This window comes from Ralstonia psammae, assembly GCF_958405935.1.
In the GTDB taxonomy this organism is placed as follows: domain Bacteria; phylum Pseudomonadota; class Gammaproteobacteria; order Burkholderiales; family Burkholderiaceae; genus Ralstonia; species Ralstonia psammae.
This window is the reverse complement of the sequence record NZ_CATZBU010000002.1, coordinates 646,853-659,709: the sequence shown is the minus strand read 5'-3', so window position 1 is coordinate 659,709 and position 12,857 is coordinate 646,853. Positions and strand designations below refer to the sequence as shown.

Annotated in this window: 12 protein-coding genes; 2 read left to right on the top strand and 10 right to left on the bottom strand. The window is 65.8% G+C overall.

Annotated features, from left to right (window positions below; genetic code table 11):
* Positions 1-107 precede the first annotated feature (107 nt).
* Both R2N16_RS06810 and R2N16_RS06805 read right to left on the bottom strand, forming a co-directional pair.
* Positions 108-461, bottom strand: coding sequence for an FKBP-type peptidyl-prolyl cis-trans isomerase (locus tag R2N16_RS06810; RefSeq protein ID WP_316664828.1), 354 nt, complete (start codon positions 459-461; stop codon positions 108-110).
* Between the two features lie 42 nt (positions 462-503).
* Positions 504-1,055, bottom strand: a complete 552-nt coding sequence (locus R2N16_RS06805) for a YaeQ family protein (protein ID WP_316664827.1) — start codon at positions 1,053-1,055, stop codon at positions 504-506.
* Positions 1,056-1,227: 172 nt separating this feature from the next.
* Here R2N16_RS06805 and R2N16_RS06800 point away from each other — a divergent pair, with 172 nt between their 5' ends.
* Together R2N16_RS06800 and R2N16_RS06795 are read left to right on the top strand one after the other, a co-directional pair.
* Positions 1,228-4,089, top strand: coding sequence for a DUF2339 domain-containing protein (locus R2N16_RS06800; RefSeq protein WP_316664826.1), 2,862 nt, complete (start codon positions 1,228-1,230; stop codon positions 4,087-4,089).
* Positions 4,086-5,408, top strand: a complete 1,323-nt coding sequence (locus tag R2N16_RS06795; RefSeq protein ID WP_316664824.1) for a DUF3999 domain-containing protein — start codon at positions 4,086-4,088, stop codon at positions 5,406-5,408. The genes R2N16_RS06800 and R2N16_RS06795 overlap by 4 nt, the downstream gene beginning before the upstream one ends.
* A 61-nt stretch (positions 5,409-5,469) precedes the next feature.
* Here the strand turns inward: R2N16_RS06795 and R2N16_RS06790 are convergent, their stop codons facing one another.
* From R2N16_RS06790 to R2N16_RS06755, 8 genes are all read right to left on the bottom strand, one after another.
* Entirely contained in the window at positions 5,470-5,853 is a 384-nt protein-coding gene (locus tag R2N16_RS06790; protein ID WP_316664823.1) for an MAPEG family protein, read from the bottom strand.
* A 76-nt stretch (positions 5,854-5,929) separates the two neighbouring features.
* Positions 5,930-6,151: an RNA-binding S4 domain-containing protein gene (locus tag R2N16_RS06785; protein WP_045204544.1), complete on the bottom strand. Its 222-nt coding sequence runs from the start codon at positions 6,149-6,151 to the stop codon at positions 5,930-5,932.
* Between the two features lie 16 nt (positions 6,152-6,167).
* Complete coding sequence (locus tag R2N16_RS06780) at positions 6,168-6,731, bottom strand: YceI family protein (protein WP_316664821.1); 564 nt, start codon at positions 6,729-6,731, stop codon at positions 6,168-6,170.
* 44 nt (positions 6,732-6,775) lie between these two features.
* Positions 6,776-8,515 carry a glutamine--tRNA ligase/YqeY domain fusion protein gene (locus R2N16_RS06775; protein ID WP_316664820.1) on the bottom strand — a complete coding sequence of 580 codons (1,740 nt, stop codon included), beginning with the start codon at positions 8,513-8,515 and terminating at the stop codon, positions 6,776-6,778.
* Between the two features lie 73 nt (positions 8,516-8,588).
* Positions 8,589-9,611: a lipase secretion chaperone gene (locus R2N16_RS06770; protein ID WP_316664819.1), complete on the bottom strand. Its 1,023-nt coding sequence runs from the start codon at positions 9,609-9,611 to the stop codon at positions 8,589-8,591.
* A 59-nt stretch (positions 9,612-9,670) separates the two neighbouring features.
* A complete protein-coding gene (locus R2N16_RS06765) occupies positions 9,671-10,660 on the bottom strand; it encodes a lipase family alpha/beta hydrolase (protein ID WP_316664817.1) in 990 nt (329 codons plus the stop codon).
* 190 nt (positions 10,661-10,850) lie between these two features.
* The gene (locus R2N16_RS06760) at positions 10,851-12,353 is read right to left on the bottom strand and encodes a tripartite tricarboxylate transporter permease (protein WP_316664816.1); all 1,503 of its coding nucleotides are present in this window, start codon (positions 12,351-12,353) and stop codon (positions 10,851-10,853) included.
* A gap of 19 nt (positions 12,354-12,372) precedes the next feature.
* Positions 12,373-12,831, bottom strand: a complete 459-nt coding sequence (locus tag R2N16_RS06755) for a tripartite tricarboxylate transporter TctB family protein (RefSeq protein ID WP_316664869.1) — start codon at positions 12,829-12,831, stop codon at positions 12,373-12,375.
* Positions 12,832-12,857: the final 26 nt, after the last annotated feature.

Here is a 12,857-nt window from a genome sequence, read left to right as displayed (position 1 = left end):
AGGGGTTTGAAAGCCTAACTATTGACCAGTCGCCCACCCCGCGGGGGGTGGGGGCTTGCTATCCAGCGTGAGACCCATCCCACCCCGGGGCGGATTCTAGCGCAGGATCAGACTTCGAGCAGATCGACCTCAAAAAGCAACGTTGCGTTCGGGGGGATCACGCCGCCTGCGCCGCGTGCGCCGTAGCCCAGGTCCGCCGGGATGATCAGCTTGCGCGTGCCACCCACCTTCATGCCTTGCACACCTTCGTCCCAGCCCTTGATGACCATGCCGCCGCCCAGGTGGAAGGCAAAGGGGTCGTTGCGGTCTTTGCTGGAGTCGAACTTCTTGCCGGCCTGGCCGTTTTCATAGAGCCAGCCGGTGTAGTGCACGGTGACGTATTTGCCGGCCGTGGCTTCAGCGCCGTCGCCGACGACGACATCTTCGTATTGCAGGCCGCTTGCAGTGGTTTCGATGGTCATGATGAGCCTCGTGGAGTGGCGTGGATGATAAGGGGAAAGGGCTCAGGTGGCGTTCGCGGCCTTGAGCGTTTCGAGTTGGACGTGGACGTTGTCCGCGTCGTTGGCGATCCAGATGTCGCCGTCCTGGATGGTGACCTGCAGACGTATGGTGCGTTCCACCATGGCAGCCAGTGCGGCGACGGTCTCCGCTGCGACTTCATACACCGACACGTTGGCAAAGCGCGTGACCTTGGTCTCGGTTTGCTGCCACCACACGCGGCTGGCGTTGCCGCTATACGTATAGATGGCGACCTGCTCTGCGCGGTTGCTGGCTTTGCGGATGCGGGTGTCGTCGGGGTTGCCGAGGTCGATCCACAGCTCGATGGCGTCGGTCAGATCGCGCTGCCAGAGTTCCGGCTCGTCGGGCTCGGACAGGCCACGCGTGAAGGCAAGCGTTTCGCTGGCGTGGCGCGCGAAAGCGAGCACGCGCACCATCATGCGTTCGTCGTTCTCGCTGGGGTGGCGGGCGACGGTCAGCGCGTGGTTGGCGTAGTAGTGGCGATCCATATCGGCGATCTGCAGATCGACCTTGTAGATCGTGGATTTCAGGGCCATGCGGGTGGTCGGCGGATGGGCCGTTTTTGGCAAAGCGCGCATTGTCGCACGGGCCGATGAAGCTGACGGCATTGGCCGGGCGCATTCCCAACGGCGGCTGTTTGCGGTATACGAGCGGTGCGTGCGCCAGTCGGCGCATGCTTTTCCTATCCAAACCAGGACAATCAGAACGATGCGTTGGATATTCGGAATCGTGGGTTTGCTGCTGGGCGGCCTGTCGGGGGGCGTCGTCGGGGCGTTCTTTGGGGCGTTGATCGGTCTGGGACTGGCATCGCTGATCTTGTACATGGACAAGCGGGCCAGCGCGCAGTGGGCCAATCCACCGGATGCGCCGGATGCGCCGGGCACCGCGGAGGGCCATGCGCCCGCACAGGCTACCGTGTCGCCACCGCCAGCCACGCTGCAGGAGCGCGTTGCGCGGCTCGAGCACGAGGTTTCGCTCCTGCGTCGGCAGATTGCCGAAATCCAAGGTGGAACGTTTGCAGCGCCGGCCAACGTGGAGGCCGCTGCCATTGAGCTGCCCTCGGCCGTGGCCGAGGCGGTGCCGCCCGTGGAGGCGCCCGTCGTGCCTGTGCTGGCGCCGCAGGTGGCGGTTTCGCAGCCCATTCTTCAACCTGTTCCCCAACCCGTGCCGGTCTTGGCGCCGCACGAGCCCGATTGGGTCGAGCGCGCCGTAGGCGCCGCCCGCGACTGGCTGCTGGGCGGCAACAGCGTGGTGCGGGTCGGCATCCTGATCCTGTTCTTCGGCGTGGCGTTCCTGCTCAAGTACGCGGCCGACAACAGCATGCTGCCGATCGAATTCCGGCTGGCGGGTGTGGCGGTCGGGGCGATTGTGCTGCTGGGTATCGGCTGGCGCCTGCGCGAAAAGCGTCCTGGCTATGCGCTCGTGTTGCAGGGCGGCGGGGTCGGCGTGCTGTATCTGACGGTGTTTGCAGCCACGCGCGTGGTGCCGCTGCTCAGCCCGGGGATGGCGTTTGCGCTGCTGGTGCTGATCTGCGCACTGGCCGCCGGCTTGGCCGTCAAGCAGAACGCGCCGGCGCTGGCCTTTACTGGCAGTGCGGGCGGCTTCCTGGCACCGATTTTGATCTCGACCGGGCAGGGCAGCCACGTGGCGCTGTTCAGCTATTACGCGCTGCTCAACGCGGGCATCTTCGCCATTGCGTGGTTCCGGGCGTGGCGGGCGCTGAATCTGCTGGGCTTCGTCTTTACGTTCGGCATTGCCACGGCGTGGGGCGTGCTGCGCTATCAGCCTACGTTGTTGGCGAGCACCGAACCGTTCCTGATCCTCTTCTTCCTGATGTATGTGGGCATTGCGCTGCTGACCGCGCTGCGCCGTCATATCAGCCTGACGAACTACGTTGACGGCACGCTGGTGTTCGGCACGCCGTTGGTGGCGATGGGGTTGCAGGCCGGGCTGGTGCACCACATTCCGTTTGCGATGGCGTGGAGCGCCACCGCGCTGGCCGCGTTCTATCTGGCGATTGCGGGCTGGCTGGCGCCCAGGCGTGCGAACCTCGGCCTGCTGTACGAGACGATGCTCGCGCTGGGTGTGATCTTCATCACGCTGGCGATTCCGCTGGCCTTCGACGGGCGCACCACCAGTGCGGTGTGGGCGCTGGAAGGCGCCGCCGTGGTGTGGCTGGGCGTGCGCCAGCAGCGTCGGCTGGCGCTGGCGGCGGGCCTGCTTCTGCAACTCGCGGCAGGCGCTGCCTTCGCCTTGGATGCCGTATTCGATTGGGCCCCGCAGAGCGGCTGGGCCGTGCTCAACAGCCGCTATATCGGTGGGTTGTTGATTGCGCTGGCGGGTGTCTTCAGCGGCTGGCGCCTGCATGGCAAGGCGGATGCCCGTGCGTGGCTGAAGGCAGCGCCGGTGCTCGGCATCGTCGCGTCGGTGTGGGGCTTGCTGTGGGGGCTCGGCAGCGGCAGCAACGAGATCGACCGCTGGGCCTGGCGCTTCGCCAGCAAGACAGTCGACCGGCCCGACATTCCGCTGTATGCCGCCTTCGCCGTGCTGACGGCGTGGGCGGCACACGGCCTGCGCCGCAAGCTCGATTGGGCACTGGCTGAGTGGCCCGCGCTGGCGTTGTCGCCGGTGCTCGCGTTGATTTCGCTGGCCGCGATCGAACACTGGGTGCCGTCGCCGCTGGCCGGCTGGGGCGGGCTGGTGTGGATGGCGGCCGTGGTGCTGGCCTTCGTGCTGCTGCGCCGCCAGGAACGCGACGTGAAAGACGCCATCCTCGCGCCGCTGCATACCGTGCTGTTCTGGCTGATCTGCTGCGTACTCGCGACGGAAGGCTATTGGCGCCTCGATGCCTACGTGCCCGAGGGCACGTGGAGCTTCGCCGCCTGGGCCTATGCCTACGGCGCGTTGCTTGCCCTGCTGGCGGGCGCAGGCTGGCGCATCCGCTGGCCGATCGCCCGCTTCGAGCGCGCCTACCTGCTCTGGGGCGCTGCGCCCCTGGCTGCCCTGCTGTGGCTGTGGAGCCTGGCCAGCGCCGCCAGCGACGGCAATGCCGCCCCGCTGTTCTACCTGCCGATTCTCAATCCGCTGGACGTGGCGCAACTGCTCGTCTTCCTCGCCATTGCGCTGTGGATGCGCCGCGTGGCGTTGCAGAAGCTCGTGTCCGAACCGATGGTGATCGGCTACGCCGTCGGCGCGACGCTCTTCATCTGGGCCAACGCGGTGCTGCTGCGCACGCTGCACCATTGGGCGCATGTCCCGTACACGCTGGACGATCTTGGCGCCTCAATGCTGGTGCAGGCATCGCTGTCGATGTTCTGGACGCTGCTGGCATTGGCGGTGATGGTGTTTGCCACGCGGCGCGCCAGCCGCGCGTTGTGGTTCACCGGCGGGGCGCTGCTGGGCGTGACAGTGGTCAAGCTGTTCCTGTTTGATCTGTCACGCGTCACGGGTGTCGAGCGCATCGTGTCGTTTATCGGTATTGGCGTGCTGCTGTTGTTGATCGGCTATCTGTCGCCGCTACCGCCGAAGCCCAAAACCAGCGCCGAAGCTGAAACCGGGGAGGTTCTGTGAAGAAGGTTGCTCTTGCGATGGCTGCGGCGTCGCTGTTGTCTGCGCCGGCCTGGGCCGAACGCTTTGCGTTGACCGGCACGCCCGGCGCCCCTTACTACGCCGTCACACTCAGCGAAGACGTCTATGCCCATGCGCACGAGGCCAACCTGGCCGACCTGCGCATCCTCAATGGCGACGGCGAGCCCGTGCCGTTCACCATCGACATCCCGCACGATCCGGTGCCGCAGGCACGCACGCTGCAAGACGTGCACTGGTTCGCCACCCCCGTCGACGATGCGCAGAAGCCTGGTGCCGCCGGTGTCGTGCTCGGTACCGATGGCGTGCTGCGTGCAACGGGCGCTCAGTTGTCGCAAGCGTCGATCCGCGCGTGGGTGGTCGACCTCAGCCAGCTTCGTGACACGGTGACCGCGCTGGTCGTCGCGCTCCCGGCCGCGGAATTCCAGAGCGGTGTGAGCGTGCAGGCCAGCGATGACTTGCAGCACTGGAGCCCGGTCGCCCAGGCTACGCTGTTCCGCCTGTCCAATCAGGGCAGTACGCTGGTGCAGGATCGCATCGAGTTCACTGGGCTGCGTGCGAAATACCTGCGCCTGACGTGGCAAGGCAAACCGCCTGCGCCGGATGCCGTGCGTGCAGAGCTGGCCGCCGGTGCGCCGGTTGCGCTGGCGGATAGCGCCATTCAGTGGCGCTCTGGGCTGGCTCCAGTGCAGACGCCCGCGGCCGGCGATTACCAGTTCGATACCGGCGGCGTGTTCCCGGTCGAGCGCGTGAAGATCCATTTGCCGCAAGCCAACACCATCGCGCAGGCGACGCTGTATGCGCGTGCCGATGCCCAGGCACCCTGGCGGCCGGTAACCTCTGCGCGCCTGTTCAGGCTGGCTGGGGCAGACGGGAAGGGCGAGCAGGAAAACGCGGCCATCGGCGTGCCCGCCACAGGAGAGCGCTACTGGCGTCTGCAGGTCGACACGCGCGGTGGTGGCCTGGGAGCCGGTGCGCCGCAACTGGCGATTGGCTGGCGTCCGGCTACGGTCACGTATGCGGCGCGCGGTAATGTGCCGTTCTCGCTGGCGGTGGCGGAAGTGGCGCGCGGCAATCCGATCGCACGCGCAGACTTGCTGGCGGGTGCCTCGCCCGCCATCGCGCAGGCACAGCTTGGCGCGATGAGCGATTCGCCTGCCGACGCGCTCACGGCAGAGCCGCCGGGCGGCCGCAGGCGCCAGTGGGTGCTGTGGGGCGCACTGTTGGCTGCGGTGGCGGTGCTGGGCGGGATGGCCTGGCGGTTGTTCCGCGCGCCGGCGGTGCCGCCGGATGCATCGACGTAATCCGCATGGCCCAACGAAAACGGCGCCACCTGGGCGCCGTTTTTTATGGCAGAGCGGATGCTCAGTGCGCGAAGGCGGGTTGGACGAACAGCGCAACGCACAGGGCGAAGCCTGCAAACCACATCAGCGAACGCAGCGGTGCCCAGTTGGCGAGATAGCACACCGTGTACAGCACGCGCACCACGATGAACGCAATGGCCAGCAGGTTGATGCGGTCGATCACGCCGCCGCCCAGGATGGCCACCAGCACAGCCACCGCAAAGAACGGAAACGCTTCAAAGTGGTTCTGCTGTGCGGCTGCGGCACGGCCCGCTACGCCGGTTTGCTGTGCGAGCCACGCGCGCGGGTTGCGGTTGTCGTACCGCGGGCCTTTGGCCTTGGCGATGCCGACGCACACGATCGGCAACACCGCTGCCACCAGAACGCACCAGAGGGCGATCGGCATGGTCAGTCTCCTGGATGTGGATGGTAGTGAAGGTGCCGCACCGTAGCACAAGGTGCGTTTTCAAACACCTGCGGTGCTAGTCGACACCCTGCACGGCAATGCGCACATCCCCGAGCATGACCACCTGGCCCGCGCGAATCTTGGCCGTCTTGCGCAACTCTGGCTGGCCGTCGACCGTGACTGCGCCCTCGGCGACAACCGCCTTGCCGGCGCCGCCGCTGTCGACCACGCCGGTGAGCTTGAGCAGCTTGTGCAGCTCGATGTATTCGGTGGTCAGTGCGAAATCGATATTGGGCATAAGTGGATTGCGGTGTTTATTGAGGCGTGGCTTCCACGCTGAGGTCGAGGTCGACGCGGTCGCCTACCTCGGGCAGGAAACGCGTCATGCCGAAGGCGCTGCGGGCGATGGCGAGGTGGAAATCACCACCGCAGACGTGGCGCGTGCTGCCGGGCATCTTCTCGTCGCCGCAACTGAAGCGGCGAACCTCCAGCCGCACAGGCTGTGTCACGCCGTGCAGCGTCAGCTTGGCCTCGATGGCGGCAAGCTTGCCGCCTTCCACGACAAAGCGGTCGCTGCGCAGGCGGATGACCGGAAACTGCGCGGCGTCGAGAAACTGCTCGGATTTCAGCACACCGTCCAGCACCCGCAGGCCCGTGTTGATGGAGGCAGCATCGACGGTGAAATCGAAGCCGCCTTGGTTGGTGGCTTCATCGAAGTTGATGGCGCCGTCGATCTTGTCGAAGCGACCGCGCATCGTGCTGCGATCGAAATGCGACGTGCCAAAGTAGACCGATGTGTGGGTCAGGTCTGGCGCAAATGACGCAGCAAGGGCGGGGGTGGTGAGCAACCCCGCCAGCAGTACGATCCATGCACGCATGATGCCTCCGATCTCAGAGGCCCATGGCGCGCATGGGCCTGTGCTTACTTGCCCCAGCTGTCCTTCAGGCCGACCACGCGGTTGAACACGGGCTTGCCCGGTTGCGAGTCGATGCGGTCAGCCACGAAGTAGCCATGGCGCTCGAACTGGAAGCGGTCTTCCGCCTTGGCCGTTGCCAGCGTGGGTTCCAGGTAGGCCGTGACGATCTTCTTGGAGTCGGGGTTGAGCGCGTCCAGGAAGTTCTTGTCGCCCGAGTCCGGCTGCGGGTCGCTGAACAGGCGGTCGTACAGGCGCACTTCAGCCTCCAGCGCGTGTGCGGCGCTCACCCAGTGGATGTTGCCCTTCACCTTCACGCTGTCAGCACCCGGCGTGCCACTCTTCGTGTCCGGAATGATGTTGGCGTGCACGGCGGTGATGTTGCCGGCGGCATCCTTGTCGCACCCGGTGCATTCGATCACATAGCCGTAGCGCAGACGCACCTTGTTGCCCGGGAACAGCCGGAAGTAGCCCTTGGGCGGCGTCTCGGTAAAGTCCTCGCGCTCGATCCACAGCTCACGCGTGAGCGGGAATTCGCGGCGGCCGAGTTCGGGCTGCTTCGGGTGCACGGGTGCGGAGCAAGGCTCGTTGAAATCGGCCGGCACGTTGTCGAGCACAAGCTTGACCGGGTCCAGCACCGCCACCGAGCGGGGCGCACGCGCATCGAGGTCGTCGCGCACGGCGCCTTCCAGGATGCTCATGTCGATCCAGCTATCGGCCTTCGACACGCCAACGCGTTCGCAGAAGAGCTGGACCGACTCCGGCGTATAGCCGCGGCGTCGGATGCCAACAAGCGTCGGCATGCGCGGGTCATCCCAGCCGTCGACGCGCTTTTCCGTCACGAGTTGCAGCAGCTTGCGCTTGCTGGTGATGGCGTACGTCAGGTGCAGGCGCGCGAATTCGTATTGATGGGGCAACGGCGCGGGCAGCACGCCGGCGTCGCGCAGGTGATCGAGCACCCAGTCGTACAGCGGGCGGTTGTTCTCGAACTCCAGCGTGCACAGCGAATGGGTGATGTTCTCCAGCGCATCGGAAATGCAATGCGTGAAGTCGTACATCGGGTAGATGCACCATGCGTCGCCGGTGCGATGGTGATGGGCATGGCGGATGCGATACAGCACCGGATCGCGCATCACGATGTTGGGCGCGGCCATGTCGATCTTGGCGCGCAGCACCAGTTCGCCATCCTTGTACTTGCCAGCGCGCATGTCGCGGAACAGCGCAAGGTTTTCGTCCACCGAACGATCACGGAACGGCGACGGCGTGCCCGGCCTGGTGAAATCGCCCCGGTTGGCGGCGATCTGCTCGGCGCTCTGGCTGTCGACGTAGGCCACGCCGCGCTGGATCAGCACTTCGGCAAAGCCGTAGAGCTGCTCGAAGTAGTCGCTGGCGTAGTAGAGGTGCTCGCCCCCGGCGTCACTCCACGAATAGCCAAGCCAGTGCACGGCGTCGATGATGGAATCGACGTATTCGGTGTCTTCCTTGACGGGATTGGTGTCGTCAAAGCGCAGGTGGCAGCGGCCGTTGTAGTCGCGGGCCATGCCGAAGTTCACCCAGATGCTCTTGGCGTGGCCAATGTGCAGGTAGCCGTTGGGCTCCGGCGGGAAGCGCGTGACGACCGGCGGAATCGGCTGGCCGGCGGTGTCCTTGCGATTGGCGTAGGTGCCTTGCGCGAGGTCGCCGTCAATGATCTGGCGCAGGAAGTTGGACGTGGGGGCGGCCGCCCCGGTGGCGTTGTCTTGGCTCATGGGAGTGCGTGATTCGGCAATCCCGTGATTTTACCGTGCCCGGCGCTCGCGCAGTCGCCCGCCCGGCCGGACGCTATTTGCGCTGGGCCAGAGCGTCGAGCGCCTGAGCGCGCAACAGCTCATTCGAGGCGGTGAATGTCTGCTGGCGTAGTTGCGCGATTTGCGCTGCGCGATCGGCATCCGACAGGCCGGCAAAGGCGTTGATGCGATCGCGTTCGTGGGTGTAGGTGTCGTAGCGGCTGCGCCAGTCGGCTTCTTCGCGGTTGCCCTGGATCAGGCGGTCGGCCACCAGGCTGTCCACACCTCGGGCGGACAGGCGCTGGCGCATCTCGGCTTCGCTCATGCCTTGCCTTGTCCACGTTTCCATATCGTTGGCGAGCTTGAGCGGGGCGGAGGCGTTGCGGCGCGCTTGCTGCACCGAGGGCGGCAGGCTGGCATCGATGGCGGCGATCCTGGCGGCGCGCTGCTCCGGCGTGAGCGACGGGTCGGCCATCACGGCCAGACGATCGAGTGCGGCGGTGTCCATCGCATCGTCATCGCCGTACCAGGCCTGGGCGACGTCCGTGCCCAGGTATTGGCGGCGCAGCGCGGTGCGGTCGCTCAACTGCTGGCGCAGCGCGGCGATCATCTCGGGGCGCTGCCGGACTTGTTCGAGGCTCGGCTTGTTGCGGGCCGCGGTGCCGCTTGCTGCCGCGGCTTTGCGATAGGCGAGGTAGCGCTGCAGCAGCGATTGCGCCTCCGCCAGCGCCGGCGTGACCAGCTTGGCGCGCAGATGTGCTTGGGCCATCGACACACGCTGCGCTTCGGGCAGCGAGGCGGGCACGTCGAGGAAGTAGTCGAATACCGCGCGGTTGTCGGCTTCGACGATGAGGTGGCCGTGCGTATCGACATGCAGGCCGTCCGGCGCCTGCGTGTCGGCCAGCTCGGGTGCGGGCGCAACCGTCGTCGACGGTTCGCCCCCGACACTGCCGATGAATGCGCCCTTGGGCGCCTGCGGCTGCGATGCCGCAGGCGATTCGGGCGCGTCCGCCGTGTGCCACCAGTAGACCCCGCCCGCGACCGACACCGCCACCAGCACGGCGACAACAAACGACATGGGTTGTATCGATGGCGATTGGGGCTTCATCGTGGCGAATGCGTTGGATGGTGAGGGGGTCAGAGACCTGCCGTCTTCAGCCGGTTGGCTTGCGTGCGGATCACCGCAACCGGGTCTGCGGCACCCCAGCCGATCAGGCCAAGCAACTGGTTGACCTCATCCAGGTGATTCCACGCGTAATCCGTCGACAAGACCTGCCCGAACTTGGCGCTGCACACCGAGACGAGCCCATCGTTCGTCCCCGAGCCACGCGCCTGCATGACACCGCCGCTGAAGACCAGCACCGGATCAAACAGGTCGAGGAGGTTGGTGGCGGTGGAGCGGCCCGTCCACGAATACAGCTTTTGCACGTTGCCGTTGCGCACGTCGGTGGCGTTGCCGGTGTTGCAACCGCTGGCCAGGCCCGCGCTCGGGAACGCCTGATTGAAATCGGCTGCGCCCGAGGTCGACAGGATATGCAACGCCGCAAAACCATTCTGCGGATTGCTGTTGCCGTTGAACCAGCCGAGCACTGACCCGAATATGTCGGCGCCGAGGTTCACGAGCGCTTGGAAAGGGGCCGGCGTCGATTCCACAAAGTCCGCAAACTCCGACCCCTTGTGGGGCGTGCCGATGGTGGTGACGGATGCTACGAGGTTCGGCACCACGGCGGCCGCATAGCGCGACGTCAGCCCACCCTGGCTGTGGCCAATGAGGTTGACCTTTGTGGCGCCCGTTGTGGCCAGCACGCTGCGGATCTGGCTGACGAGCTGTTCCCCGCGCACGGTTTCATCGTTGAAGGCGGACACGTCGGCCACGTAGACATTGGCGCCATTGGCGCGCAGGTCTTCGGGGATCTGGTACCAGTAATCGACCACGCCGAGGAACTTGCTGGTGCCCGACAGGCCATGGACCAGCACGATCGGATACCGGGTGGCGGCATAGGCGCTGGCGGCCTGTGCCGGCGCGGCGGCCCCCAAAGTGAGGGCGGCGGATGTGGCCAAGACGGCGGCTGCCGCTTGCGTGCGCAGGAAGTCGCGCGCAGCGCGAAGCAGGGAAGTCTGTGACATTCGGTTGTCTCCTGGACATTGGATAAGTGGTCGGCCTCTGTGGGCCGATCGCCCTCCGTTATCCGAAGCGCCGCGTCCAACGTCAACTGAAGTGGAGGTCTGGCTCTAATGCTGCGTCGCCGCGTGCGCAAATAGAAACCGGAGGGCGGGCCTCCGGTTTCTTAGGGTGCGATGCAGCACGCCGCTGTTCCTATTCTTCTTGAAACGCTTCCTCGCGTTTTCTGTTGATGGCGGGCAGCGCCACCAGCAAGACCAGGATGCCCGCCGCAATCAGCAGCCCCAGCGACAGCGGCCGTGTGACGAACGTGGAGAAATCCCCGCGCGAGAGCAGCAGTGCGCGGCGGAAGTTCTCTTCCATCATTGGCCCCAGCACGAAGCCGAGCAGCATGGGGGCCGGTTCACAGCGCAGCTTGACGAACATGTAGCCGATCAATCCGAAGAGCGCCGTCTGGAAAATATCGAACGTCGTGTTCGACACCGAATACACGCCGATGCAGCAGAACACCAGGATGGCCGGATACAGGAAGCGGTACGGCACCTTCAACAGGCGCACCCACACGCCGATCATCGGCAGGTTCAGCACGATCAGCATCAGGTTGCCGATCCACATCGAGGCGATCAGGCCCCAGAACAGCGCGGGGTTGCTGGTCATCACCTGCGGGCCGGGCTGGATGTTGTGGATGGTCATCGCGCCCACCATCAGGGCCATCACTGCGTTGGGGGGGATGCCCAGCGTGAGCAGCGGAATGAAGGACGTCTGCGCGGCCGCGTTGTTGGCCGATTCGGGGCCGGCTACGCCCTCGATGGCGCCCTTGCCGAACTCGCTCGAATACTTCGAGGTCTTCTTCTCCAGCGAGTACGACGCAAACGACGCCAGCGTCGCGCCGCCGCCCGGCAGGATGCCCAGCAGCGAGCCGAGCGCCGTGCCGCGCAGCACGGCCGGGATCATGCGCTTGAAGTCTTCGCGGCTGGGCCAGAGGTTGCGCACGTGCTCGACAAAAGTTTCGCGGTGCTCCTTCTGTTCGAGGTTGGCGATGATCTCGGCAAAGCCGAACACGCCCATCGCCACCGACACAAAGTTCAGCCCGTCGGCCAGCTCCGGCACGTCGAACGAATAACGCGCGGTGCCCGAGTTCACGTCGGTACCGACCAGGCCGAGCAGCAGGCCCAGCACGATCATCGCAATCGCCTTGATGAGCGAGCCCGAAGCCAGCACCACCGCGCCGATCAGGCCCAGCACCATCAGCGAGAAATACTCCGCCGGCCCGAAGTTGAACGCGAATTCCGACAGCGGCGTGGCAAATGCCGCCAGCACCAGTGTGGCCACGCAGCCTGCGAAGAACGAGCCCAGGCCCGCGGTGGCCAGCGCCACGCCCGCGCGCCCGCGCCGTGCCATCTGGTAGCCATCGATGGTGGTCACCACCGACGACGATTCGCCCGGCAGATTGACGAGGATGGCCGTGGTGGAGCCGCCGTACTGCGCGCCATAGTAGATGCCGGCCAGCATGATGAGCGCGGCGACCGGCGGCAGGGCATACGTGGCCGGCAGCAGCATCGCAATCGTGGCGATGGGGCCAAGGCCCGGCAGCACGCCGATCAGCGTACCGAGCACGCAGCCGATGAACGCGTAGATCAGGTTCTGCAGGGAGAGCGCGGTGGAGAAGCCGAGCGCGAGATTGGCAAAGAGGTCCATGGTGTCGTCCGCGTCGCGCTCAATTGCCGATGAAGGCGGGCCATACCGGGAACTGCAGCTTGAGCCCATAGACGAAGGCCGCGAGGCTCATCACCACCATCACGACGGCGGTGCCGACCGCGCCCTTGAGCGTGAACTCGTGGCTCGCCATGCTGGAAACCAGCACGAGCACCACGAGCGAGAGCACCAGTCCAAGCGGTTGCAGCAGCAACCCGAACAGCACCACCGAGCCGAGAATCCACAGCAGTGTCTTGACGTCCCAGCGCGGAATGCGATCGGCCACGCCCTTGCGCGACAGCGATTGCACAACCACCACCACGCCCAGCAGCACAAGCACGACGCCCAGCCAGAACGGGAAGTAGCCCGGGCCCATGCTGCCGGCCGTACCCATGCGGTAGCTGCGCGCCAGAATGGCAAACGCCGCGCCTGCGACGATGAACATGATGCCGGATGCAAAGTCCTGATGACTGCGGATCATCGGACGACCTTGTGGATCGTTCTGCA